The organism is Paenibacillus luteus, assembly GCF_006542765.1.
In the GTDB taxonomy this organism is placed as follows: domain Bacteria; phylum Bacillota; class Bacilli; order Paenibacillales; family Paenibacillaceae; genus Pristimantibacillus; species Pristimantibacillus luteus.
This window is the reverse complement of sequence record NZ_SKCD01000044.1, coordinates 105027-131430: the sequence shown is the minus strand read 5'-3', so window position 1 is coordinate 131430 and position 26404 is coordinate 105027. Positions and strand designations below refer to the sequence as shown.

Below are 26404 nucleotides of genomic sequence, written 5' to 3'. Positions count from 1 at the left end.
TTAAACCATATACTAATGGACCGCCGAGACGCGGGATAAGGAATGATGAAATGGGCAAAGAAAATGATCAAAAAACCACTAGAGCCGTTACTTTAAAGGATATCGCTGAGCAGACTGGGTTTACGGTCAATACCGTTTCTCGTGCGCTTAAGAATAAAGAAGATATTTCCGCGACTACCATTGAACTCATCCAACTAAAAGCTCAGGAGCTTGGCTATATCGGTAATGCATTAGCTAGCTCCCTTCGTTCGGGAATGACGAAGACCATTGCAGTGATTGTGGCTGACGTATCGAATCCCCATTTCTCTATTGCTGTGAAAGAAATCGAGACAGCAGCAAGGAAGCAGCAATATACCACATTCATCTTAAACTCCTATGAGGATCAAGAAGTGGAGAAAAATGCGATATTTTCGGCTTTGTCCAAGAACGTCGATGGTATCATTATTTGTCCAGCTCAAGGCAGCGACAACAATATGGAAATTCTTCAACGTTTAGGAATCCCGTTTGTGCTTCTCGGTCGCCACTTGGAGAATGACACGATGGATTATGTCGTTAGCAATGATGAAGAGGGTGGGTATTTAGCTACCCAGCATCTGGTAGAGCTTGGACACAAGGATATCTTATTTCTTAATGCCCATCATTCGATTTCCAGCGCTCGTGAGCGACTTATTGGATACAAGCGTGCTTTGGAAGAGTCCGGAATACCCGTAAATGCGGAACTGATTCGTGAAGTGTCTACAATCTCGGGAGGCTCTCGCGATGAGCTTAATGAAGTGATCAAATCGAAGCTGCCTTTTACGGCCATATTCGCCTTCAACGATATGATGGCGTGGGAATCCGTCTTTATCTTAAACAAATATAAGTTCAAGGTACCCGAAAACATTAGCGTTGTGGGTTTTGATAACATTCAATCACGGATGTATATTCCCTTTCCGTTGACGAGTATAAGCAACTCCAAAGGCAAAACCTCTCGTAAAGCGTTCGAAATATTAATGAAACGAATGTATAAGCAAAATCCAGAGCTTCACTACCACGAAATCGTTGATGCAAAGCTGATTATCCGAAATAGCACAAAATCGCTTCTGGAATAATACCACCCCTCTCCTAAAACCCTACATCCTCTCCGGATGTAGGGTTTTATTTGTTGCCAAGCCCTTTAATAAATCGTTGACAGCACTTTCAATATGTTTTATATTAATTTACATTAACGTTAACATTAACGTTAATGTAAATCGGACTAAAAGGGGATATCTTTTAATGGCGCTTGATTTGAAGCTAGGAATTAATATGGGTTTTGCGAATAACAAGTACCCGGAACCTAAAGTATGGACACGAATTGTCGCCGAAGAAATGGGACTTAAATATGTCCAATTCGTCGCAGACCTTCTTAACGTCTACCTCCCTGATGACATTATTGAGGAGCAAACGGAGCAGATTATTGAGAATGCAGATAAATATGGGCTTTCGATAACAAGCAGCTTCCTCAGTTCATTCACTAGAGTCAATCATTTCATGCATCCCGATGCCAAACAGCGTAAGGCATGGCTTGATTGGTTCAAGAAATTTGCTGTTATATCCTCAAGGATGGGGGCTAAAATGACTGGCGGGCATCCAGGTATTCTTACCTTCAATGACTACGATGATCTTGCATGCAGAGAAGAGAGAACAACAGAAGGCATCAAATATTGGCAAGAGCTCAGCTGGTTCTGTCGAGATCTCGGCATGAACTGTATGATCTTCGAGCCGATGTCCATTCCTCGTGAGTTCGCCAATACCGTTGAGGAAACGAGAGAACTGCTCGCAAGGTTGAACGATGGTGCAGGGCTTCCTTTTAAACTTTGTCTTGATCCCGGTCATGCCCCGCATCCGAATGATCGCGACCCGTATCGTTGGATCAGAGAATTGGGTAGTGTATCGCCTATTATCCATCTCCAGCAAACAGAGGTTGGACATAGCCGACATTGGCCATTCACGAGTGCATACAACGAAATAGGCATTATTCACGCTAATAAAGTCATTGAAGCCCTGGAAGCATCCGGTGCCACGGAAGCGGAGCTGATCTTTGAAATTTATCATCGTGAAGCATGGTCATCCGAATTCGACATTATTCCTGATCATCAGGAATCAGTTGCTTACTGGCGGGAATATGTCACGCAATAAGGAGTCTACCGAAAAGGTAGACGTCATCGTGTGCGGACATATCTCGGTAGATATTATACCGAGGTTCCTCTCTGCTCGGCCCAGCAACAGCCATCTAATACCAGGCAATCTCGTAGAGGTAGGCGAGGCAGAATATTGTACAGGCGGGGCTGTATCGAATACAGGTATTGCCTTACATCAGCTTGGGACGAACGTAAGTCTCTTCGGAAAAGTCAGTGACGATTTTTTCGGAAGCTTGACCCTTAATCTACTCAGAGACGTAGATGTCTCTCTTTCTGACGACATTACTCAGGTAACAGGAGAAACCAGCTCCTATACGATAGTCCTCAACCCTCCAGGAATAGATCGTATTTTCCTGCACTGTCCTGGAACAAACGACACGTTCTCCGAGCATGATATCGCTTGGGACCAAGTAAGTGGAGCTCGCCATTTTCATTTCGGTTATCCGCCATTAATGAAAAGCATGTACGCCGATGGTGGCAATCAATTGTCCAGCATTCTACGAACGGCCAAGGCGAAAGGAATGAGCGTTTCTCTAGATATGGCGATGCCAGGTAAAGGGACAGCCGCTTTCTCAGCAGATTGGATTAGCATATTAACTAAATGTCTTCCTTATGTCGATGTTTTCATGCCTAGTCTGGAAGAAATGTTAATGATGATTAATCGTGACCAGTATGAAAAACACCTTCAGCTAGGCGGAGATTTATGCGAGGTAGTGCCTGAGGAGACAATTCAGGAACTTGCAGATGAACTTCTCCAAATGGGCTGCGGCATGGTCATACTCAAGCTAGGCGCATCAGGATTATACATGCGCAGCTCCCCTCAACTGCAGCTAAATCCTACAAACCAATTAACCTTGGACATTCATGAGGAATGGAGAAACCGTGAGCTATGGGCACCTTGCTTTCGTACGAATGTCATAGGCACAACAGGTGCCGGAGACTGTACGATTGCCGGTTTCATACAAGGTCTTCTTCTTCAGCTTGGTCCAGCAGCTGCGTTGACCGGAGCCGTTGCTGTCGGGGCCTTCAGCGTAGAACACCTTGGTGCAACAGGCGGTATCCAGCCATGGGAATCGGTTCAGAACCGAATCCATTCGGGTTGGGAGCGGCTTCCGATCGGTAGACCATTAAAAGGTTGGGATTGGAGTGAACTAGAAGGCATATGGGCAGGGCCGGCAGATAAACAAACAACGAATAACCATTAATATTAGGGCTACCCCTATAGGAGGATACAAGCGATGGCACGGAAAGAAACGAAACGAACGAAGCTTGGGGTTATTGTAGGCAATCGCGGGTTTTTCCCTGGTCACCTCTGTCACACAGGACGCGTGGAGATACTGCGCGTGCTGGAAGAAGAAGGCATCGATGTCGTCATTTTGGACATTAATGAAACCAAGAACGGTGCGGTTATGACATTGGACGATGCCAAAAAGTGCGGGAATTTATTCAAAGCTAACCGCGACCATATCGATGGCATTCTCATTACATTGCCTAACTTTGGTGATGAGAAGGCTGTCGCGAACACGATACGTTATTCGGGTCTAAACGTCCCTATCCTTGTCCATGCATTTAGTGACAATATCACTTTAATGGGCATTCAAGATCGACGCGACAGCTTCTGTGGTAAAATGTCGGTCTGTAATAACCTGAAGCAGTACGGCATTCCGTTCACATTGACCACTCTACATACCGTAGATCCGAGTAGCGAAAGCTTTCGAATCGATTTGCGCCGCTTCTCAGCAACCTGTCGTGTCGTCCAGTCGCTCCGCAATGCTCGACTTGGTTCTATTGGTGCTCGGCCAGCCTCGTTCAATACTGTCCGTTACAGCGAGAAGCTGCTAGAACGTTCTGGTATTACGATTGAGACATTGGATCTATCAGAAGTATTCGGGCGAGCAGGCAAACGCAAAGAAAGTGATCCCGCAGTGAAACGTAAGCTAGAAGAAATCGCAGCTTATGTCGATGTAAAGGGATTCCCACAGGCTAATTTGGTTCGTATGGCGTCTCTCGGCGTTGTCGTTGAGGAATGGATGAACGATAACGACCTATCGGGAACGGCGCTGCAATGCTGGACTTCTATGGAGGAGTATTTCGGTGTAGTGCCTTGTACCATTATGAGTATGCTTAGCAGCAGCCTAATTCCAAGCGCATGTGAAGTAGACATTACAGGTCTTGTCGGCATGTATGCGCTGCAACAGGCATCAGGGAGACCAAGCGCATTGCTGGATTGGAACAATAATTATGGGGAAGATCCGAACAAAGGCGTAGTATTCCACTGCAGTAATTTGCCTAAGGAAGTCTTCGAAGAAATTCATATGGATTACCATGAGATCCTATCAGGTACGGTGGGCAGAGAAAATACACTTGGTACGATACAAGGACGAATTAAAGCAAGTCCCTTCACGTACTGCGGCATTGCAACCGATGACTTAAACGGCGGTATTGCAGCCTATACGGGCGAAGGACAGTTTACGCGTGATCCACTGTTGACGTTCGGAGGTTACGGTGTTATCCAAGTACCGAAATTCCAAAAGCTGCTTCGTTATATTTGCGAAAATGGCTTTGAGCACCATGTATCATCCAGTATGTCAAGCGTTGCTGATTCTATGGATGAAGCGTTTGGCAAGTATATAGGCTGGAAAACCTACCGTCATGAAGAGGATCGTCACGATCAATAACCAGCAGCACAACGCTTCTATTATTAAGCGCGATTGTACATGAAAGAGAACACACTACTAGCAATTATATGAATTCATATGAATGCAGCTTTCCTCCCTGTGAGGTTAGCTGCATTTTATTTCGCATATGGAAAAACCTTGTTCACTATCCATATCTAAAGAAATATCTATCTCCGTTCCTACTTCACCATCTCATAGTAAAAATCCACATTGAACCTCGGCTGATACCGAGGTTCAATGTGGATCATTCATAAAGCACTTCAATTTAAGCTAATGGTTATAGACAACAGCAGGAAAACTGATTCTAATGAAGGCATTGTTATGACCCAGTTCTACCAGCTTTCGTCCATTTCAGCGTATCATTAATCCAAACTGCCATGCTTCCGGGCTCACGATTAGCCCATGCATAGTAAGGTATGGCCTTAATGTCCACCGCTTCCTCCTGCCATTCGCAGCTCTCAATGTCTGCATACAACCGCGTCTGCCAGAATTGCTCCCTATGTGTGGATTCTGCTTTTCTTATAACACTTCCAGATCCTTTTATGACAGTCACTCCGCCGAGAAAATCGGAAACATGTTCCACTCTGAACTCAGAATTTCGAGTCAAAGCCAGATCTCTTACATCATGACCATGGTCAGCACCCTCTAGGCAATATACAAGCGGACCTCGCACCAAAGCTGTTTTCTCACGGTTGCTCTCGACATTAGGATGTGATTCCACCCGTCTAACCTTCATCTCAAGCAAGAGTTCGACGATGTCTCCTTCTTGCCATTGTCGATCTATTTTCGCGTAGCCCTTATTCGTTATTAAAGGAATTGAATTTCCATTTACTCGAATTTCCGCTTGATTACACCAGCTCGGTATCCGTAGTTTTAAAGTAAATGCAGTTGGGGAATCAGGATTTATAGTAAGTTTTGTCATACCATTCCAAGGATATTGCGTTTCCTGCTTCAGTTTTACAGTATTTCCTTCCATGTTTAGTTTCGTCTCACTGCCGATATACAAATTCACATAACAATCGTTGTCCTTCAGTCCGTAAATGTACTCCCCCATTTTGGGAATAAATCGGGTCAGATTAGGCGGACAGCATGCGCAGCTAAATGTAGGCTGGCGTCGATGAGTTCCTTCGTTCTCAAGTGGATTTGTGTAAAAAAATGCTTTTCCATCCAAAGAGATTCCTGCCAAAAGCGCATTATAAAGAACCCTCTCCAATACATCCGCATAATGCGCATCCGCAAACAGAAAATTCATTCGGCTGCTCCAGAACACCAAGCCGATAGAAGCGCAAGTTTCACAGTAAGCTTCGTCATTCGGCAAGTTATAGTCTGTCGAGAACCCTTCCCACCGCCAGACGTTATCCCCAATACCGCCTGTAATGTACATTCTCTTATTCACCATATTCGACCACAAGCGATGCAAAGCTTCCGCATACTCCGCGTCATTATTCATTCCAGCAATATCCGTTACCGCAGCATACAAATAGGCTGCTCTCACCGCATGACCTTCTATCGTATCTTGTTCTTTAACAGGCAAATGTGCCTGCATATACTTGGCTATGCCGTACTCTCTGAAGGGAAGCGCTCCTCTTTCACGAGGAACGCCTTCAAGTGCCGACCAACCGTTATACATTTGTTCTTCAGCTTCAGGATTGCCTCTCATCTCAATAAAGAACTCCGCCAACTGCTTATATCTTCGTTCACCTGTAAGCTCGAATAATTTGATTAGGCCAAGCTCTATCTCTTCGTGCCCTTCATAAACAAGCCGTTTATCTACGCCAAAGGTCGCATCAATTAAATCCGCAAACCGACAAGCCGCTGTTAACAATTTTTTACTGCCGGTTGCTTCAAAGTGTGCAACGGACGCTTCGAAAAAAGTGCCCGCCGTGTAAAGCTCATGTCCGAATAGCAGATCGCTCCATCGCTGTTCCGGAGCAACCGTTATGATATAAGAATTCAAATAACCGTCCGGTTGCTGCATGGCGATAATTTTGTCAACAACTTCGTCTATCAGAGCTAGAACATCAGGAGACTGACACTCCTTATAGATCCAGCAGGCACCTTCCAGCATCGTATAAAATATGCCATCGTTGAAGATCGCCCCTTCATAGGCACTCTTCAAGCTGCCAGAAGCTCTATCAAAGTTGCGGAAAAAACCGTCTTCCCTGAATTTATCCCATAAATGCGGCAGTGTATGCTCACGCATACTAACCATTCTTTCGGACCAAAAAGCATCATGAATAGACACCTGATCGTAAGGTATTTTGTTCACTCTTTTAAACATATGAATTCGTCTCCTGACTCGGTAGCTATTATTATGATTTCGATTGTGGTGCTGGAATGAATTTCCTAATTCTCAACCACTCTACACATGAAGATTTCCATGCGCCAACATGGTCATTCTCAGTCGCTAATCCCATTCCGTGCGGGCCACTCTCGTAAATGTGCAAATCAAAGGGAATCTTATGTTTACTGAGCGCGAGCGCAAACAACAAGCTGTTCTCTACGGGAACAGCCTGGTCGTCAGCCGTATGCCATAGAAAGGCTGGCGGGGTCTGGCTTGTGACCTGCAATTCAGAGGATAATTGCCTCTTCAACGCTTCCTCCGGGCAAGCACCGAGCAGATTGATCATCGAAGGATCGTTACGGTATTGGCCAAAACTGATTACAGGATAACAAGCAATAATCAAATCCGGACGACAACTTGTCTGTCTTACAGCCTCGTCATCGCCAGGTATTCGCCTATCAAACTGAGTAGCTGCCATTGAAGCTAGATGTCCGCCTGCCGAGAAACCGAGAACGCCTACACGATTAGGATCTATATTCCAACTCCCGGCTTGTTCGCGAACAAGCCGGATTGCTTGCTGCACATCATACAACGCAGCCGGATGCTTATGTGGTGATACGCGGTATTTTAGAACAAAGGCAGAAATGCCTAATGTGTTCAGCCAAAGAGCTATGGGCTCACCCTCATATTCTGCTAATCCCCCATAAGCTCCGCCTGGGCAAATGATGATGGCTCCTGTTGGATGATCAGCGGTGGCTATATAGGGATGCAATTGTGACTCCCATTTAAACGCAGGCTGAGATAATGTCATCCAGACGCCCCTCTGCGAGGCCAATATTTGTATCTGCCGCGCCGTAGTAAATCTTGACCGTACCATCTTCCTCAACGATCGCATTACAAGTAAATACGACGTTCGCCACTCTACCCTTCATTTCGTAGTCATGTTCTGGCCATAATATATAGTCCCTTGTGTAACCAATGACGCGGGAAGGATCTTCTAGATCGAGCAAACAAGCTTTGAGCCGGTAAATAAATCCATTACAAGTCTGCGATACAGTATGATAAATCTCAAGCCAGCCCTTATCGGTCTTGATTGGAACAGCGCCTGCTCCCATCTTGTAACCATCCCGGAATGGCTTGCCTTCATAAGAAAGAGGTTTGCTTTTTCCCCAAAATACAAGATCAGGAGAATAACTAACCCACATATAGGAGGGGTTCAATTCATTACCGAATGGGCGATCGAAACGTACATAAAGATTATCCCGCTTCTCAGGGAATAACACGCCGTTCCGATTGCCAAGCTCGCTTCCCGTACAAACACGTTCGAAATGGACAAAATCAGAAGTACGCAATATGCCGATTCTCACATCGTTTTGCGATAAGTCACTGGCGTATAAGATAATAAATTCATTCTCGCTTATTTGTGTAATCCGCGGATCATACGTGCAGGTCTCTGGATGGTCCGGATCAGGTGCAGGCCAATTGACTGGCTCTGGGTCTGGAGTGAATTTATACCCATCATGGCTTCTGGCAATCCAAATGCGATGAATGTCATCCAAAGTCGTGACGTCCATCATCATGATGTATTCATTTTTAAATTTGATTGCCCCCGGATTAAACGTGTACAACACCTCTTGCGGCATTTGTTCAGGTGACATAATCGGATTATTCTCATATTTAGTCAGCACTCTAGTTTTCATGATCATTTCCCCTTCTTATTTCACGGCTCCATTAACTACACCTGAAAAAATATATTTCTGAAGAACCAAATAAAAGATAACCATCGGAATCGCTACGAGAATAATAGCAGCAGACTGCATTGTCCAGGACGAGCCATAACTGTTCGAGAACCTCATCAGCTCAGTCGTCACAACGCCTAAACTCTGTGAAGGCATATACAAATATGGAGAATACAGATCATTATAAATACTGATCGTGCGCAAGATCAGAATAGTCGCTGTTGCAGGCGTCAGGAGCGGAAAGATAATAGATCGATAAATTCGGAACAAGGACGCTCCTTCTAAATAAGCGCTCTCGTCCAGCTCATAAGGGATATTCTTAATAAATTGCAAATAAATATAGATTTGCACAACATCAGCACCCAGTGATAAAAGTACCATAGAATAGTGAGTATTAAACAAACCCAAGTTTTTAATAATTCCGAAAGTCGCTACCTGAGTTGTAATTCCAGGTATGACAAGTGCACCTGCATATGCACCTAGAATCAAAGACTTTAATTTGAATTGGAATCTTCCAAGTGCGTAAGCTACCATCGTGCCTAATAAAATATTTCCAGCGAGAGAGAGAATAATAATATACGAAATATTAAAGTAAGAACGCAGGAATTTACCCTTTTGCAAAACATTTGCAAAATTATCAAAGTTGAAGAAGCTGCCTGGAAGTGCATATCCCGCAGATAAGGCAAACTCTGTAGGAGTCTTGAACGCCGCAACAATCACGATGTAGGGCGGGAACAGGATGCAGATTGCTGCAATCAATAGACTGATATATTTGAGCGTACGAATCATTTCTCATCCCTCCCGAAGAACAGCCATCTTTGAGCAAGAACTAGAATGATGGTAATAATCATTAACAGAACTCCCATTGCCGAAGCTAGACCAAAATCACTATAGCGGAAAGAGGTCAGCAGTGTATTCGTTACGAAGGTATCACTCATGCCCAGCGGCGAGCCAGATGGGAAAATGACAAACGGAAATTCAAAGGCCGATAAAGCTCCATTCAGGTTGAGGAAAAAGCATAATTCCAATATTCTTCTTAGGCTGGGCAGTGTAATGAAGCGGAACGCCTGAAATCCGTTTGCTCCGTCAATGCTCGCTGCCTCATAAATATCATTCGGTATCGATTGAAGGGCTCCTATAATAATAACCATCATAAAACCCATGTACTTCCACGTTGACATAAAAGCCAGCGTATAGTTAATAATTTTTGGATCACTCAGCCAATTCATGGATAAAGATTCAAGACCGATCTCCTTCAGCACGACGTTCAGGGCACCGACTTCATTGTTCAACAGAAAGGTAAACATGAAAGCGATAGCTACGCTATTAATGATATATGGCGAGAACAGAATCGCACGAAAGATATTTCTTCCACGAAGCTTACTGTTTAGAATGACAGCGAAATAAAGAGATAACCCAATTTGTACAAAGCCTACAAAAAAGTAGATCAGGTTATGACTAAAGATTTCGAAATACTTGGGATCACTAAATACCCGAATGTAGTTATCTAAGCCTACTCCTGTTTTTATTGATGAAATACCATTCCAATTCGTGAAGCTTATTGTAATCAAACTGAATGCAGGGTAATAAGTGAATATACCTAGCAGCAGCAAAGGAATAATCAGAAACGACCACAGAATAATAATTTTCTGCATTCTTAATGATAGAACAGCCATATTCAGCAGCCTTTCCGGCTTATTTGGAGAACAGTTGAACGCGTATAGCGAAGCCCCTGCTCTCCAATAATCCCCTTATTATTTTCTTGCATCCGCCCATTTTTTATTGTATTTATCCCATATAGGCTGAATGTTGCTGTCCTTGTTCAACATGATTTCTTGTAGAATGGTTGGATTCGTAATTTGCGATTTATTCAAAATTTGGTTGTAACGATCCGGCGGAGGCAATACCGTAACGATGCGTGGCCCGTTAGCCAGGAACTCGGCAAGCGGAGCATTATTGGATTTCATATCTTTAAGAGCAGGAATCATGCCTGTAAAGTCCTGATAACCAGATTCCTCTATCCAAAATTTGTAGAAAGCTTTGGCTGTCTCCATATTTTTGCTTTTCTTATTAATGACTACATTCCAGCCTGGAGTCATCATCGTGACGGGCTCTCCAGAATTATCAATGGGCAACGGGAAAAATCCGATATCTTCTGCTGGCGTTCCCTCTAACGCTGCCAAACCATAGTTAGCTAGATAAAGCATACCCACTTCTCCAGAAGCCATTTGCTTCCGCAAAATATCCCAATCGCTGGATAATAGATCTTTCTCAAAATACCCTTTATCCACCAAATCTCTAACAAAGCTGAATCCTTTTACTAACGGATTTTCTTGATTGTACGGGGCATCCTCGTTAACCATTTGCTCATACATCGCATTGGAATCCGCTGTATTCGCAAAGGCTACCGTCTCCCATGTGCCGAGCGGCCAATTGCTTTTCAGCATGCTTCCCATCGGCAGAATCCCTTTGGCCTTTAATTTCTCCAAAGCAGCAAGCAGCTCATCATAGGTTTTCGGAGCAGCGTCAATACCCGCTGCAGCAAATGTTTTCTTATTGTATAAAACCCCAGTCACGTATACCCCTTCACTTACGGCATAAGCTTTCCCTTCATATTCAGAAAGCGGCAGGTATGTTTTCCCTTCGTAATCAAGGTCGTCAATAGGAGCATAAAACTCCGGCCATAAGTCAGTTGTTGGCGTGATAATCGCATTCATGTACATGACATCCGGTGCCTCATTGGAAGCTAACCTGATTTTTAGAGTGCCTTCATAATCCTTAATAGGTTCGATTACCACTTCAGCTTCTGGATATTTCTCATGGAATTTGTCCGCATATTCTTTGAGCTTCTCATCTACATCCGTACGGTTGATTGCAAAAGTAATCTTTCCTTTAATTTCACTAGTTGACGGCGTTTCCGATGCTGCTGCAGACTCGGCTGGAGGTGTGCTCGCCTCTGATTGCCCGCTGTTATTGCTTGTATTATTTCCACCACATGCGGATAACAAGGACATAGAAAGAACGACTGCCAATAAACTGCTCAGTGATTTATTTTTCATAGAAATCCCCCTATTTGTCTTATTGCAGCTGAACCATTCGGCCGGATGATATCGCTTACATATAAAATTGTAACATAGCATTTCCATGACCTTAATGGTCTATAATTACATTTCCATAGTTACGATTACGAATTTACAGCTCAGCACTTATTCCGATATTCCAAAGGCGTATAACCGTTCATTTTCTTAAATAGCTTAGTAAAATACGTTGAATCCTGGTAGCCAATTTGTTCAGCTACTTCATAAACCTTTAGTTCAGTCTGCTCCATCAGAAGCTCTTTGGCCTTCTGCATCCGGACATCAATTAAATATCCAGTCAAGCTTTCCCCCGTCTCCAGCTTAAATAAGCGAGATAAATAATTCGGATTCAAATGTACCAGTTCTGCGATAGCGATCATATCCAAATCCATTTGATAATGATCCGATATCCAGCTTTTAACGACTCGAATCGCCTTCTTCTCATCCCCATTTACTGCTGCCGCTTTAATTGGCGGCTGCTTGACCAGAAGAATAGCAGACAGCTTCTCATCGAGCTCATCCGGATCTACCGGCTTAAGGAGATAATCAATTACACCGTAGCGCATGGCTGTCCTTGCATAATCAAAATCCGAGAAGCCGCTAATAATAAGGCAAGACAAATCCGGATGATGGATCCTGATTTCCTTAATGAGCTCCAAACCATCCATAAATGGCATTTTGATATCGGTAATAAGCAGATCGATCTTTCCCGGATGCATAGTATTTATCGCGTTTATCGCTTCTTGTCCGTTGTTATAGGCAGCTACTACATGATAGTTTGCATTCATTTCACCTATGAGCTTGGTCATTCCTTTTAAGATGGCTACCTCATCATCCACAATTACAATATTTAGCATACGGCTCTCCCCTTTCTAGATGAAAACACTACTCCAATAGATTCAACTCTCGATAAAAGGAAGCTTCAATTGTACAATTGCACCTTTCCCCAGCTCACTGTAAACAAACAAGCCATACTTCGCACCGAAGTGAAGCTTAATCCGTTCATTTACATTTTTGAGTCCGATGCCGCTCCCCGTTGCCCTGTTTCCGCTATCATTCGCATTTCCTAACTGAATACGGCTGTTCAATTGACTTACCATATCAGGCGACATGCCAATACCATCGTCTTCAAAGGTGAAGTAGCAGAAATCTCCTTCCACCTTGGATGAAATCGTGATGGTTCCCTGTCCCGACCTACTCTCAAGGCCATGGAATATGGCATTCTCAACAATAGGCTGAAAGACAAGCTTAATCATCTTGTAGTTTTCAAGTTTGACATCGATATGATTCTGCAGGTGAAACCGATTTTCGAATCGGTAGTTTTGAAGCTTGATATAGTTCGTCAGATGCTCGATTTCATGTTTTACCGTAACAATTTCTCGCCCTTGGATAATGCTGTATCGCAGCAACTTACCTAGGAATAACGACATTTGAGATACCTCTCTATCCTCATTAAGCAGCGCCTTCATCCTTAAAGTCTCTAAGGTGTTATAGATGAAATGTGGATTAATTTGCGCTTGCAATGCTTCCATCTCAGCCTCCTGTTTGCGATAAGAGGCTGCTTGTACGTCTTTAATTAATTCATCGATCCGTTTAATCATCCGGTTAAAATTAAGTCCCAATATACCAACCTCGTCCGAGAATCGGACAGGGAAGCTGACGGTGAAATCCCCCTCCTGCACCTTTTTCATCAACCGCGTTAATGCCCGCAGCGGTTTCGTAAACGCCAAGGAAATGAATACGGAGCTGATCAAGGTAACGAGCAAAATGGCGGAAGTGATAATTAGCGTGGAATTACGAACCTTCGTTGCTTTGCTGAACAATTCCTTTGTTTTCACGTATACATATACTTTCCAGCCCAGCTTCTGAGAAGTTAGATAAATGGCATAATATTGCTCGCCTTTCTGATTAATATGGAAATTACCCGAATCCTGTTGTGATTTCTCAATGCTTTCCAAGTCTCCCCAGGGACTTGATATATTTTCGTAAGCGCTATCAAAAATAACGTTATTTTCATTATCCACAATCGTCGTTTTACCACCTGTAATTTGATCCAGATGTTTGAAATAAGCTTCTACCGCACTTAAATCCGTCTCAACCGCGACGAAACCCACCGGTTTATACGTCGTTAGATCAATGATGTCTCGAACCATCGTCAGCACATATTTCGTTTTTCCAGAAGCTGTTGTGGCTGCTTGCGTGTTAATTAATACGGCAGAGCCGCTCTGGTCCCTTGCAATTTGCTTTAAGCGGTCATAGTGCGTAGCAATCTCCTTATTGTTGCCATCCAGACTGTTGCGGTAAAAGGTGTTGCCATAATTGTCGAAAATGTACACCGCATTCGTCCCCTTCTTCATATCGGACATCAAGCGGATAAAAAAATCGATGCGGCTGTCCTTCTCTATTCCATTCTCAGGAGAGGCGATGTAGCTCTGAAGCTCGCTGGAGTACATCGGAATCTTCGTAATCATACGCATATCTTCAATATAATCCTCTATTCGATTTAGAACCTCCAAGGACGTTTGTGAAACGTAATCAGCCGTATTTTGTTCAATTGATTTCCGGTAATAGTTATAAGAAACGATCGCGGAGATGGTAATCGGAATAATCAGCATGAAAACAAAGATAATGACCAGCTTTCTGGACATGCCTAGACTAGAAAATTTGAATCTAATATTGTGCATCCTGCACCTCATTTCTATCGGTTAGCCGTTAACCTCATTAAAACATATAATTTGTCCGGAAACATGAAAAAAGCAAGCGAGAACGCTTACTTTTTTCAATATGATCTAACATGTATCAATAGCCGTTATTCATTAGTACGATAGGAATTATCCCTTTGGTAGGGCGGCCTACAGATGTCACTTCTATCAAGAGGTCATATCTCGGTTGCGTGAGTTGATGCCCGGTAACGGTAAACTCAATTTCAGTCGTGCCGATGTTGCAATGATAGTGCTCTAGAGGAAAGCTCAGATGTGCCCCCGGTGATACTTCCCAATCAGTTGGAACATGCCATTTCACCTGAATAAACTGCTGCATGTACAAATTATTTTCAATCATCAGCTTAAAGGAGCGAGGCTTTCCTTCACTTACCACCGGTTCCTGCCCATAATACAGGAAAGCGTTGAAAATAGTAAAATCATATTTTACCGTAAATGGACTCAGCGATAACGTATCCTTAAAGCTTCTGTCTTTCCATGCATTAATGTGAACGGGATGGTCGAGCAGTTGATCGCCTTCATTCATTTCGATCAGATAACCTTCCCCCGGATGAAGCAGATCGCAAAACTCGGTGCCCAGAAATTCAGGAGCAAGCCGCATCACTCGTTCAGTCAGCTCTCCGACCGTAGAAGGAATTCGTGTACCCTGATCGCATACATTAAGCGTTATTGTCTTAATGGAGTCGCCAATGGGATCGAGCCATTTCGCAGGAAGCCCCTCTTTGCCAAGAATAATGCCCATAATGGACCCAATCGTGGCAGCTGTACAGTCCGCGTCTTCTCCACAATTCGTCGCGATACAAATACTTTTCTCGAAATCACCTTCCCCGTACAACCAACCGATAATCATAATGCCTACATTACTAGGAGCATCGTAACCAATGGGCCCTACTGGAATATCCCCTTCAGCTTGAGGCTGTATCGCGGAAGTACTCAGAAGCCCAAAGCTTCCAGGAACAGCCGTTAAAACATGTATTCTCGCCTCTTGCCAAGTAGCTCCCGATTGATAAGAATGAATGGCCGTATGAACGGCCTTCGCAATCCCGGAATCTTCAGGTATATAGGATAGTCCGATGTCTATTAAACGGTAGGTATCACTTTCTACGAAAGCTGCACTTTCGATAGCAGCGCAGAAAACCTCCGCATAAACCCCTTCATGGCTATGATCGACGATTGCATCCTCATAGGCGTATTTAACAGCAATTTCAGGATGGCCGGGTGCCAGGCAGGCCCAAATCTCAGAGCGTATGAACGCACCGTTGCTATCGCGGTAAAGATTATGATTGTAGCCCGATAGAGGCGGAACGATTCCTGCACGCAAGTTATTTTTTCCAGCTCCATACTCCCCCATATTAGGAGAGATATAAGAAATCCAATATTCGCCTAATATTTGCGCATTCAAAGCGCTTCCATATTTTTCGGCTGCATTCAACCAGATCAGTTGCAAATCCAAATCATCATTCGGCAAAGGCTCCCCATACAGCTCCTGTGTATAAAACGAAACATCGAATACGCCGCGTTTACATTCAAAAGGAGCTCCGAGCGTCCCTCCAATATTTTTCCCTAACCAACAGCCTTCCAATTTACTTTTATATTCCTGAAAACTTAGCTTCACTGTATCTCCTCCTGATAGTAAAGATGAACAAGTTTATTATATCGAATCCGATTTTCGATCTTAATGGTCTGACATTACATTTATAGTCCTTCAAGTATGGATATTTGGTTCATGAGATTCATCATAGCCTGGGCCGCTTCCACGCGAAGCGAATTCGCTTTTGGATCAAACACATCTCCTGGTTTGCCTTTCATTAAACCCGCAGCAAGTGCCATTTCGACTTCTTTGGCTGCCCATCCGGAAACAGCGTTAGCGTCACTATATTCTTCTAGAACATCCACTGACTGAATAGATTGCTTGGTTTTCCATTGAAAAGCTCTTACGATAAGGGCGGCCATCTGTTCGCGTGTAATCTTTCCATTTGGGACGAATTCCCCTTCAGAAATTCCGTTGATTAACCCCGCTTTGTATGCCATTTCCACGTCGCCAGCATACCAGGCCCCAGCTGAAACGTCGGCAAATGATGAAAAAGTAACAGCTGCACCTTCTGATTTCATACCAAGTGCTCGGACTAATAATGATGTGAATTCGGCTCTAGTCGTGGATGCGTTTGGCTTGAACTCGTCATCCGTCACACCGTTAACAATATGCCGGGCTGCCATGATCTGCAGCGTTCTGAATGCCCAGTGAGCAGCGGGAATGTCCTTAAAGGTTTTGTTGTACTCCAGCAATACATATTTGCTCAGATGATCAAGTGAAACAGCTACACGATGTGTTGGAGCGTCGAGCGTACCGCCTACATACTCCCAACTTCTTGATGCTTCGTTGAAATAATAGACACCTAGAAGCTCTTCATCTATTTCTTTGTCCAAGTAAGAGAAAATAAGCTCTACACCAGACCCCACTTGCTCCGCTATTGCTTTGCGCCCGTCTGGAGCAACAAGCATAAGGCTAATATCATAAGGCTGTCCGACGATTTTCACGTTAGCATGGTGACGCTGCAGCATCGATTCGGCATTTCTTGTCTCATCCACAATTGGAATGAATTTAACCATCAACAAGGCATCCTTCAGATTCCCCAATTGGTTTCGGAGTCCTTGTATCACTTCCGGCTTAACGTTGATCGTCAGCTGTGGCGTTTGTACTTTAAGCGGCAGGCTTCCAATGTCGCTATTTAGAATAGAAACGAATTTTTGATTGGAATCCACTATCGCAACAGCAATTTGATCGATTATTTTCACTGGAGTTAAACCGTTGCTATTCCCCTGTACGCCTTCACTGCCGCTGACAGCAGAATGCGAGCTAATCTGGATGCTTACTCCAGCTGTGGGGGATTGTACAGTCGATAACAATTGACTATTAATCGCTTTGACAGATGTTAAGGAAATGGAAGCTGCACCGGTAGCAATTGTCTTAAATTTAAATTCACTTAATGTTAACGATCCATTATCCCCCTGCATAGGACCGATCTTGGTGCCCGCATATTGAATTTGATTCTGAGTAACGATTGGATCAATAGCAAAACCGCCGATCTTATCTTTGGATTCCTGAAGCTGCAAGCGAGTTGAATCGTACGTTAGGTTTACTTCATAGCCATAAAGATCGACGATATTGCTGCCTTCGACTTTAACCGTGAACTCACTGCCAGCTTGAATCGACAGTGTCGAAGGGATTAAGGAATAAGAAGGCACTGGCGCTGCTGCTGCTTGATTCGGTACAAAAACAGCAAAAGCTAGAGAAATTACTAAGCTTAATAACAGCCATCTATTTTTCATCAATGGACCCCATCCTTTTATAGAAATCGAGAGAGACAGCATCGCGGCTGTCCCTCTCATCTATTCCGTTACTCAGTTTAATATTAGCTGTGCAATAGCAGACATATCCGCAATATCAATCACATTGTCTTGATTGTAATCTGCCTTCATATACGTACTGTTCCAGTTCGCATCGGCGGATGTTTTCCCATAATAGGAGCCTACAATAGCAAGGTCGCCTATACTGATCCTGCTATCCGCGTTTAGGTCTCCTCGTTTTTGAATCTGAATCGTATGAGAAATGCCATCCACTTCAAACTCATCTCCTTGACTGTTTGCAACCACAATATCGCTTAAGGCGGTGACCGCTTCTATGATCTGAGTCGAAGGCTTAGCTTTGAACGTAAATTTCAACCAATCCCCGTTAGGTGCAAATCCCGTCCCTTGTGCTGCTGCAATGACTCTTACTTTCCCAGGTTCAACTACCTGGCGGCTAAGCACAGCAAATCCCGACTTCAAAGAAATGGCATCGATAAAATCCAGCTTGGCAGGATCGAATGTAATAATCAGATCCTGCGCGTAGATGTTTTCAAACCCATTCACGTTAAAATCTTTCAGTCCGTACGTCAGGCTAAATTGTGCCCCGCTGTAAATCTGATCAACACCCACAAGTGTCGATTCATTGCTGGATTCCGTAACCTTGTTAACAAAGAAATCATCCAGATAGACGTCTTCCAGCGAACCATCTGACTGAAAGTACATGATTGCGCTGCTAACTGTGCCTGTCCATGTAATATTTTCGACACCGATAATTTCTGTGAAATTTTCATGGCTTATCATCGTTATAGGTGCCGTGAACCATCGTGACCCCGCGCTGTCCGTAATATTAAGCGTTACGAATCCCCCAGCAGAGCTGTCAGCGTACTTTGCCCATACCCCAAAGGAATACGATCCTTGTCCATTGACATTCAGTAAGCTTGTAATGTCTTGATTGGCTCCCGCCCAAGTATCCGTCCGATTAAAGGCCCAAAGTGAATAATTCCCCGAATGTGCATAGATATTGCTCACATCAATGGACGCCCCTTGCGCTGCCCATGGCGCTATCCCATCTTCAAACCCGGGATTAACGAGTTCAGTAATATCTGCTAGTGTTGAAGCGTTTGCAACGTTGGATAGGAGAGATTCATTAGGAATATCGTTCACTGTTTTCATGGCAAAATAATAAAGGCTGTCAGCCGTTAAAAAAGGCACGGTAACGGTCTGTACAGTTCCAGAAGATTCAGGAAATGGTCTATTCCCTAATCTCGTAGCACTTGACCAATTCGCGTCTGTAATCGGCGAGGTCGAGTAGCGGATATCATAACGATTCGCCGTTCCTGTAGCCCCATCTCTTCCTGATGCTGTCCAAGTTAAAACCGCTTTGTTATGATCAATTGAACTTATCGCAAGATCTGTAATGGCACCAGGCACCATGGAATCACTTGCAGAATCATGTCCACCACTCGTAAAAGCTACAGTAGGTGCCCAACTGATCACATCATGAACTGCGCTGGTTCCACCATTATTAACCTCAAACCGTATAACATCGTTCTGAGTAACAGAGATCGCATCCAAATTCGTCGCGTAGCCTGCCAAATCGTCGGATGCGATCAACTGCGCAGCATTAGCGGCTGGCCAAATGACTTGACCGTTCTTGGTCACGCGGGCTAGTGCACCGTCACCACCGATTTCATTCTTAAATACTTGCCCTCGGATACTAATTACGCCATTATACGGGGCAGTCCACGCGTTAGAGATCCAATGGTCCGCTGAATCGGATGCGCTTAGATTAAACTGTGAAATATGACCGCCAGCAGTCCCATACCAATTCTCAGCCAGATCATAGGTCAAGCTCGTGTAGCTATTCCCGTCGAATAGCTGATACGACCAGTTTCCTGTAGTTCCCGTCGCTCCGAATTCGTTAGCAGCATTATTGATTTTGCTAACAGCTGGAATGGAAACATTATTAGATATTTCCGACCATTCGATAAATTTACTTTCATCGATAATGAATTCATTCTCAAAGAACAAGCTGTCTTTAATTGTTCCTGTGGATTGCCCCGTATCGCTCGTTGCCCAAATGGCCCCTCCCCCATTACGGACAAACGTGTTGCCTATCACCTCGTTGTTGCTATTAAAATCAGTACCGAACCTGTCTGGAACGACACAATTACATAGCAGCCATTCCAAAGCTCCTCCATAATTATTAGCAAAATAATTGCCTCTAAAATTATTGGAGTAATTTTTCCCTTCGTTGTCGATAGCGGATTGATCAGTCGAACCCGTGTCCGGTGTATTTAAGAACAGATTATTGGCTATCGTCATATTCTGAGTCCCGAATAGAAAGCTTGCCGTCGTTCCACCACTCTGATTGGCGTTGGCAGCTTTGTCTATCCGATTGTCAATCCAATACGAATTTTTTGTACTCATAAATACGAGAGCTTTGGCAGAAATGTCATGCAACTCGTTGTTTTTAACTAGTACGTTTTGGAATGTGCTCGTCGGTGCTGCAGAGTTATTATGCATGACAACAATGCCATAAGAGGTCGTTGGACCGATCTCGTTATGCGAAATCTCTACATCCTTCACCAGCCACTGTCCTGAAGATGGAGTAGCCGCGATATCAGCACTTCGGACTTGCATCGCGATGGCATTAGGGCCCCCTACCATGCTGTGGATATAATTGTTTCGGAAAATAATACCTTGATGGCCGGTTGTCGAGTACAGAAACTGCGGTCCTATGCCTGCATGACTGAACTCCAAATTGCGAACTTCCCAGAAATCAGCATTCATCAACGTCAATGTTTTATCCGTCGCATTGCTATTGCCGCGGATTACAGGACGATTACCTGTGCCGTAGGCATCCACAACAATCCAACTGCTTGACGTCCCCGTCCCTCCAATAGGCTTGAACTCTTGCGTCCAACTGCCTCCCCGCTCAAGATAAATCGTATCACCTGCTGCAAATGTCTTGGCATTCACATTCGTGAAATCACACCACGGACCTTCGTTTCCAGCCGTGAGCGTTCCGGAGTTCCCCGTGTTCTCATTGCTGCAGGCATTATTACTTATGTAATAATTAGCCGCATACGCTGAGGTAGGTGTGCTGAACAACACAACTAGCATTACAATGAAACTAAAACCCATTACATAATAAAAATATGATGCTGTAAGCTTACTTCTCATCCTGTTCTCGCCCCTTCAAATTATGTTATAGGTATCCATGGATTTGAACTCCAAAATGATACCGCTTACATTAAAAATGTTATCATATTCATTTGGAGCAGATAATGGATCACCCTTACATTTATAGTCTTATGATGACTATAACGATCTATATTGGGTCATCACAGAGAATCCTACTCGAATTTAGGCAGTAAAAACAAACAAAGATCGTCACTCATTGGACCCAGTGGTCCAATGAGTATGACGATCTTTATTCATTTCATAGCCAAGTCTTGAAGGATTCGCATCGATTTAACCTTTTGTAATACATCATTTATTACCTGTTAACTTCTTTATGCAATATCGCATAACCGAAAGGCGGGAGATCCCAGTTTAATTGACCCTTTAAGGTGATGACTAGCGAATTAGACACCAAGTCTGTCCAAACCCCTTCCGCAATGGTTGACCGGAAAGCAGAACGATGCTCTGAATTGTTAATAAGGATAACGAACTGATCCTGTTCATCACGGCGCTCGTAAATTAAATTCCGATCGTTCACCTGGTCTTGCAAAAAGGTAAGCGCTCCGTCTTGCAGCGCAGAATATTGCTGGCGCAAACGGATCGTCTGCTTAAAAAAGGCGAGCAATGCACCGTTTTGCTTCTGCGGATCCCATTCCATACATTTACGGTTATCTGGATCTTGCTTTCCATTCAGACCAATTTCATCACCGTAATAAATACAAGGTGCACCTGGGTAAGTAAACTGAAACAAAGTGGCAAGCTTCATCCTCTCTGTACTGCCCCCGCATAGGGTGAGCAAACGAGCCGTATCATGGCTGCCGAGCAAGTTAAAGGCAGCTTCATTCACTTGCTTCGGGTAACCAACGATTTGACCGGTGAGTTTATTGGCAAGCTGCCCTGCTCCAATTCGATCATGTGCAAAAAAGTCCAAGCATGCCTTCGTGAACGGATAGTTCATAACAGCATCAAATTGATCCCCGAGCAGCCATGGCAGCGCATCATTCATAATTTCGCCCAAAATATAAGCATCCGGTTTGACCGCCTTCACTGTGTTGCGGAACTCGCGCCAGAAGGCATGATCGACTTCATTCGCCACATCAAGTCTCCACCCGTCGATTTCGACCTCTTCGATCCAATACTTTGCCACCTTAAGCAAGTATTCCTTCACCTCAGCATTTTCCGTGTTCAATTTCGGCATGATTGGCTCGAAGCCAAACGTATCATAGGTTGGAACGCCGTCCTTCACCGTTAGCGGCCATTCTCGTATATGAAACCAATCGGCAAAAGCAGAGGAAAGGCCATTCTCCATCACATCGACAAAAGGTTTAAACGTATGGCCGCAATGATTGAATACTGCGTCAAGCAGTACTCGTATTCCCCGCTTATGACAAGCCTTCACAAGCTCTTTTAATTTGTCATTCGTACCAAAATGGGGATCAACCTTGAAGTAATCCTGCGTATCGTATTTATGGTTAGTCGTCCCCTCGAAGACTGGATTCAAATAAATCGCATTTATCCCGAGCGAAGCTAGATATTCCAAATGATCGATGATGCCCTGCAGATCTCCGCCAAAGAAATTATGCGGGGTCGGCGTACCTCCCCAATCCTCCGTTCCATCGGGATCGAGAGTTGAATCGCCGTTTGCAAATCGTTCAGGGAATATTTGATAAAATACCGCTTTTTTCACCCATGCTGGAGGAGTATGAACGTCCACGGGATTCAGAAAAGGAAAATCGAACAGACCTTCATAAAAAATGACAGGCGGAACTTCAAAAAATCCGCTCTCCTGGAAATAGACCATGCTTTCACCGTCGTTTAAGGCAAAAAAATAAACCACTCTACGAAATGCCGGCTGAGCAGACGCCTCCCAATAATCAAACATGGCATCTGAGGCCAATCGTACCATTTGAACTTCGGAGTTCGCTTTGCTCCAATCATACTTATCGCCGTAAACAAGAGTAATCTGCTTCATATCTGCTTTCTTCGTCCGAATTCGGATATGAAGAGTGCGATCGTCATACGCATAGGACCAATTTAATTTTGCACGATGATAAACAGCTTCTAAATTCATATTCTGCTCATTCTCCTTTTCGCAGGTCAACGCAAAAAGGGCCCAACCCCGTGTATACGAGGTTGAACCCAAAGGTTACATTGCCTTTTTATTACAGTAAAGATAACATGGTACAATTGCTTCGTCAACAGTTATTTATAATGAAAACAAATGGCTAGGTAGCTGTATGCCGCTCCAGCCGCTGACATCGCATTGGCCATATTCATTATTACCCACAGCAACAACCTTGCCATCCGATTGAAGTCCCACGGTATGAGTGCAACCCGCCGCAACCGCCACAATATCTCGCCAGCTACTTACATCACATTGGCCATGCTTGTTCCAGCCCACAACCGCCACTGTACCGTCCGATTTCAGGCCGATGGTATGATGGCTACCCGCCGCTATAGCTACAATGCCGTGCCAACCGCTTACCTCACATTGGCCTTCCGTATTTCGGCCAACAGCAACCACCGTGCCGTCCGCTTTAAGCAAGGCGGTATGAAGGTATCCCGCCGCTACCGCCACAATGTCGCTCCAGTTGCTTACTTTGCATTGGCCATACCGATTATTACCCACAGCAACCACCGTGCCGTCCTCTTTAAGCCCGACGGTATGCCAGTCACCCGCCGCTACCGCCACCATATCACGCCAGTCACTTACATGGCATTCGCCTTCCTTATTATGCCCCACAGCAACCACTGTACCATCCGCTTTTAGCCCGACGGTACGACGCCAACCCGCCGCTACTCCCACCATATCGCGCCAGTTGCTTACATCGCATTGGTCATGCTTATTCCAGCCCACAGCCGCTACCGTTCCGTCCGCTTTAAGCCCGATGGTATGAGCATTACCCGTATGGGCATTACCGGCTGCCACTGCCACAATATCGCGCCAGCCGCTCACATCACATTGGCCATATTTATTATCGCCCACAGCCGTCACCGTGCCGTCCGCTTTAAGCAAGGCGGTATGACGATAACCCGCCGCTATGGAAGGCAAGGGTTTCACAACGTTCATAAATATCGCTCCTTAGTTGAAGGTGGCCATTCAATTGCTATAACGTGTCTAGCTATATAAGGGAGTTGAACTGAAGTTATCGTTTTGGCCGCTGCGCGAGTAGATCATTCTTTACGATCGCGGTTGTAACCAGATTCTTTGATTGACTTAGACATTTAAAGGTAAGAATCCGGCTACAAAGGCGAACACTTCGTTTCTCCAGAACGATCTTCTGGCTTCGGTTAAACTACTTTACGTAAGGCAAATAATCTTGTTCGTAGGATAATTTTGTTTCTTCATAGTTTGGAATATCAATCAGTTCAACTTTTTCTATATCCAAATACAAAAAATCCTTTGCAAGCATTCTTACACTCTTCTTAATTTCATCAATGTCCCATGATTTAGATAATTTAGTCCACATATCAATATAGACTGGTTTATACCCATCTATATTCGTAGGAGCAAAATGAGAAACCTGGCGGGAGAGGGAATCCACTTCTGAATCTCTAGGATATATATAAAAATAATGAATATCTTGCTTTCCATTTATAAACCCTTCAATTTCATCACAATAATCTTTATCGTCTCCAATAATATCCATATCATTTTTTAATAGATATTTTAGAGATTGCTCAGTTGTAAGTTCAAAATAACCCAAAAATTTTTTTTGCCCTTTATCAGAATAAAGTGTAATTTCATCGTTACAGCTTTTGTTGCAAAAGCCATAAACTCCATACCAAAAAAACCAATGTCTAACTTTGACATAAATCGTTTGAATTTTAATCACGCACCTAATTTTCATGTACTGTTGGTAGTTTCCCGATAATTTTATCATACGGTACTGAGCTAATATGGATTCATAATCCACGAGTCAGCAAAGATATGAATGGCTTCGTGAAGGCTTTATAAATAAAACAATCTTTTATTAAGAATCGCCTTTTTTTCCAATTCCTAAATGTTTAAGGCAATAATCAATTACTGGGGCTTCTCCGTCAGAACTCTTTATTTGATTCTGTGGTATATCAAACGAGGCTAGACGATATGTGATGTCACAAATTGTATCTATTTTATTTATCAGTAAAAGCTCCCCTAATTTATTTTTGATTTCTATCTATATAATACCTCCCCATTTACTAAATCACATCATCCGTCTGGTCAATGAGACGTTGACGAATTTATTAGTACACTGTAATTATCAGTGAGGATTTCCCTATATCAATAATTCAAAACTCTAGTCAAAGACAACGATGATATTAATCAAACCAAAGTTTTATTGTATCCTTATTTAATTTTTGTTAGTATATTTTTAGGCAGTAACTAAATTTATTAAGCAGCACATAATTTCCAGTAAAAGGAGTGGGTTGTAATATTAGAGTGGATGTTGAGACAAGTAATGGCTGAAAGAGGAATTTGGTCAGGTGTTGAATTAGCACGGCTTTTAAGAGAGAAAGCAGACTATAGTCTGTCAGCACCATCTATTAGTGCCCTGCTAACAAGTAATCCAAAACAAATGAAAGCAGCCACGTTGGATGCGTTATGTACCACCTTAAATTGTAAACCCAATGATCTTTGGGTTCATACATCTCAAACGAAAGGGGCATAAACATGGCCATACGAGTAGTTATTCCTTTTGGAGATCCCATTCTGCGAAAGGTTGCTAAGCCAGTGGAGGGAATCAATTCGCGCATGACGAAACTTTTAGATGATATGATTGAAACACTCTATTCTCATGATGGTGCTGGTTTAGCGGCTCCTCAGGTTGGAATCCTCAGAAGAATCGTTGTTATGGATTGTGGTGAAGGATTAATTCAATTGATAAATCCCGTGATTATTGAACAAGTTGGGGAACAGATTGGACTAGAAGCTTGTTTATCCTATCCTGGCTATGTTGGAGAAGTAAAGAGGGCTCAATCCGTAAAAGTACGGGCATTGAATAGAGCTGGAGAAGAATTTATTATACAAGGAGAAGGGTTATTAGCAAGATGCATTCAACATGAAATGGATCATTTGAATGGTGTGCTTTTTATTGATCATGTTCGTAATGGTTTCTTATACCGTGAGGATACTAAACAAAAAATCAATGTAATTGATGTTAGCAGATTAACTCACGATAATTACGGGAATGCATTTCCTTAATGGATATAAAAACCCAGTAATTTGC

At 43.6% G+C, this 26404-nt stretch carries 20 protein-coding genes; 6 read left to right on the top strand and 14 right to left on the bottom strand.

All coding sequences use genetic code 11. The annotated features are described in order from the left end of the window. Positions 1 to 50: 50 nt before the first annotated feature. From E0496_RS26635 to E0496_RS26620, 4 genes are all read left to right on the top strand, one after another. Entirely contained in the window at positions 51 to 1091 is a 1041-nt protein-coding gene (locus tag E0496_RS26635) for a LacI family DNA-binding transcriptional regulator (RefSeq protein WP_141504813.1), read from the top strand. A gap of 166 nt (positions 1092 to 1257) precedes the next feature. Continuing rightward, positions 1258 to 2160, top strand: coding sequence for a sugar phosphate isomerase/epimerase family protein (locus tag E0496_RS26630; protein WP_141504812.1), 903 nt, complete (start codon positions 1258 to 1260; stop codon positions 2158 to 2160). Beyond that, positions 2147 to 3367: a carbohydrate kinase family protein gene (locus tag E0496_RS26625; protein WP_141504810.1), complete on the top strand. Its 1221-nt coding sequence runs from the start codon at positions 2147 to 2149 to the stop codon at positions 3365 to 3367. Before E0496_RS26630 ends, E0496_RS26625 begins: the two co-directional genes overlap by 14 nt. 33 nt (positions 3368 to 3400) lie before the next feature. Then, a complete protein-coding gene (locus E0496_RS26620) occupies positions 3401 to 4840 on the top strand; it encodes an L-fucose/L-arabinose isomerase family protein (protein WP_141504808.1) in 1440 nt (479 codons plus the stop codon). Positions 4841 to 5159: 319 nt separating this feature from the next. On the opposite strand, the gene E0496_RS26615 is transcribed toward E0496_RS26620, so the two are convergent. The 14 genes from E0496_RS26615 to E0496_RS26550 form a co-directional block, all read right to left on the bottom strand. Further along, positions 5160 to 7121 (bottom strand): glycoside hydrolase family 127 protein, encoded by a 1962-nt coding sequence (locus tag E0496_RS26615; RefSeq protein ID WP_141504807.1) that lies wholly within the window; start codon positions 7119 to 7121, stop codon positions 5160 to 5162. Between the two features lie 31 nt (positions 7122 to 7152). Next, complete coding sequence (locus E0496_RS26610) at positions 7153 to 7935, bottom strand: alpha/beta hydrolase (protein ID WP_141504805.1); 783 nt, start codon at positions 7933 to 7935, stop codon at positions 7153 to 7155. Next, complete coding sequence (locus E0496_RS26605; protein WP_161601592.1) at positions 7910 to 8824, bottom strand: glycoside hydrolase family 130 protein; 915 nt, start codon at positions 8822 to 8824, stop codon at positions 7910 to 7912. The genes E0496_RS26610 and E0496_RS26605 overlap by 26 nt, the downstream gene beginning before the upstream one ends. A gap of 15 nt (positions 8825 to 8839) precedes the next feature. Further along, a complete protein-coding gene (locus E0496_RS26600; protein WP_141504802.1) occupies positions 8840 to 9652 on the bottom strand; it encodes a carbohydrate ABC transporter permease in 813 nt (270 codons plus the stop codon). Beyond that, complete coding sequence (locus E0496_RS26595) at positions 9649 to 10518, bottom strand: carbohydrate ABC transporter permease (RefSeq protein ID WP_241675006.1); 870 nt, start codon at positions 10516 to 10518, stop codon at positions 9649 to 9651. The genes E0496_RS26600 and E0496_RS26595 overlap by 4 nt, the downstream gene beginning before the upstream one ends. A gap of 99 nt (positions 10519 to 10617) precedes the next feature. Next, complete coding sequence (locus E0496_RS26590) at positions 10618 to 11922, bottom strand: ABC transporter substrate-binding protein (protein ID WP_161601591.1); 1305 nt, start codon at positions 11920 to 11922, stop codon at positions 10618 to 10620. A 140-nt stretch (positions 11923 to 12062) separates the two neighbouring features. Next, entirely contained in the window at positions 12063 to 12797 is a 735-nt protein-coding gene (locus E0496_RS26585) for a response regulator transcription factor (RefSeq protein ID WP_141504796.1), read from the bottom strand. A gap of 42 nt (positions 12798 to 12839) precedes the next feature. Next, positions 12840 to 14624: a cache domain-containing sensor histidine kinase gene (locus E0496_RS26580; protein WP_161601590.1), complete on the bottom strand. Its 1785-nt coding sequence runs from the start codon at positions 14622 to 14624 to the stop codon at positions 12840 to 12842. Positions 14625 to 14739: 115 nt separating this feature from the next. Beyond that, positions 14740 to 16275 (bottom strand): ADP-ribosylglycohydrolase family protein, encoded by a 1536-nt coding sequence (locus tag E0496_RS26575; RefSeq protein WP_141504792.1) that lies wholly within the window; start codon positions 16273 to 16275, stop codon positions 14740 to 14742. An 80-nt stretch (positions 16276 to 16355) separates the two neighbouring features. Further along, positions 16356 to 17990, bottom strand: coding sequence for an S-layer homology domain-containing protein (locus tag E0496_RS26570; protein ID WP_161601589.1), 1635 nt, complete (start codon positions 17988 to 17990; stop codon positions 16356 to 16358). 72 nt (positions 17991 to 18062) lie between these two features. After that, a complete protein-coding gene (locus tag E0496_RS26565) occupies positions 18063 to 21194 on the bottom strand; it encodes a carbohydrate binding domain-containing protein (protein WP_141504788.1) in 3132 nt (1043 codons plus the stop codon). Between the two features lie 316 nt (positions 21195 to 21510). Further along, the gene (locus E0496_RS26560) at positions 21511 to 23265 is read right to left on the bottom strand and encodes an alpha-glycosidase (protein WP_141504787.1); all 1755 of its coding nucleotides are present in this window, start codon (positions 23263 to 23265) and stop codon (positions 21511 to 21513) included. Between the two features lie 135 nt (positions 23266 to 23400). Then, on the bottom strand, positions 23401 to 24264 hold the full coding sequence (locus E0496_RS26555) for an RCC1 domain-containing protein (RefSeq protein WP_141504785.1): 864 nt from the start codon (positions 24262 to 24264) through the stop codon (positions 23401 to 23403). Positions 24265 to 24490: 226 nt separating this feature from the next. Then, positions 24491 to 25030, bottom strand: a complete 540-nt coding sequence (locus E0496_RS26550) for a hypothetical protein (RefSeq protein ID WP_141504783.1) — start codon at positions 25028 to 25030, stop codon at positions 24491 to 24493. 579 nt (positions 25031 to 25609) lie between these two features. Here E0496_RS26550 and E0496_RS26545 point away from each other — a divergent pair. Beyond that, a complete protein-coding gene (locus tag E0496_RS26545) occupies positions 25610 to 25846 on the top strand; it encodes a helix-turn-helix domain-containing protein (protein WP_141505047.1) in 237 nt (78 codons plus the stop codon). A gap of 2 nt (positions 25847 to 25848) precedes the next feature. Beyond that, the gene (def, locus tag E0496_RS26540) at positions 25849 to 26379 is read left to right on the top strand and encodes a peptide deformylase (protein WP_141504781.1); all 531 of its coding nucleotides are present in this window, start codon (positions 25849 to 25851) and stop codon (positions 26377 to 26379) included. The last annotated feature ends 25 nt before the right edge of the window (positions 26380 to 26404 follow it).

Bases quoted from the DNA above. Each gene is read 5' to 3' on its own strand.
- E0496_RS26635 (WP_141504813.1), top strand. From the start codon at position 51: ATGGGCAAAGAAAATGATCAAAAAACCACTAGAGCCGTTACTTTAAAG.
- E0496_RS26630 (WP_141504812.1), top strand. From the start codon at position 1,258: ATGGCGCTTGATTTGAAGCTAGGAATTAATATGGGTTTTGCGAATAAC.
- E0496_RS26625 (WP_141504810.1), top strand. From the start codon at position 2,147: ATGTCACGCAATAAGGAGTCTACCGAAAAGGTAGACGTCATCGTGTGC.
- E0496_RS26620 (WP_141504808.1), top strand. From the start codon at position 3,401: ATGGCACGGAAAGAAACGAAACGAACGAAGCTTGGGGTTATTGTAGGC.
- E0496_RS26615 (WP_141504807.1), bottom strand. From the start codon at position 7,121: ATGTTTAAAAGAGTGAACAAAATACCTTACGATCAGGTGTCTATTCAT.
- E0496_RS26610 (WP_141504805.1), bottom strand. From the start codon at position 7,935: ATGACATTATCTCAGCCTGCGTTTAAATGGGAGTCACAATTGCATCCC.
- E0496_RS26605 (WP_161601592.1), bottom strand. From the start codon at position 8,824: ATGAAAACTAGAGTGCTGACTAAATATGAGAATAATCCGATTATGTCA.
- E0496_RS26600 (WP_141504802.1), bottom strand. From the start codon at position 9,652: ATGATTCGTACGCTCAAATATATCAGTCTATTGATTGCAGCAATCTGC.
- E0496_RS26595 (WP_241675006.1), bottom strand. From the start codon at position 10,518: ATGCAGAAAATTATTATTCTGTGGTCGTTTCTGATTATTCCTTTGCTG.
- E0496_RS26590 (WP_161601591.1), bottom strand. From the start codon at position 11,922: ATGAAAAATAAATCACTGAGCAGTTTATTGGCAGTCGTTCTTTCTATG.
- E0496_RS26585 (WP_141504796.1), bottom strand. From the start codon at position 12,797: ATGCTAAATATTGTAATTGTGGATGATGAGGTAGCCATCTTAAAAGGA.
- E0496_RS26580 (WP_161601590.1), bottom strand. From the start codon at position 14,624: ATGCACAATATTAGATTCAAATTTTCTAGTCTAGGCATGTCCAGAAAG.
- E0496_RS26570 (WP_161601589.1), bottom strand. From the start codon at position 17,990: ATGAAAAATAGATGGCTGTTATTAAGCTTAGTAATTTCTCTAGCTTTT.
- E0496_RS26565 (WP_141504788.1), bottom strand. From the start codon at position 21,194: ATGAGAAGTAAGCTTACAGCATCATATTTTTATTATGTAATGGGTTTT.
- E0496_RS26560 (WP_141504787.1), bottom strand. From the start codon at position 23,265: ATGAATTTAGAAGCTGTTTATCATCGTGCAAAATTAAATTGGTCCTAT.
- E0496_RS26555 (WP_141504785.1), bottom strand. From the start codon at position 24,264: ATGAACGTTGTGAAACCCTTGCCTTCCATAGCGGCGGGTTATCGTCAT.
- def (WP_141504781.1), top strand. From the start codon at position 25,849: ATGGCCATACGAGTAGTTATTCCTTTTGGAGATCCCATTCTGCGAAAG.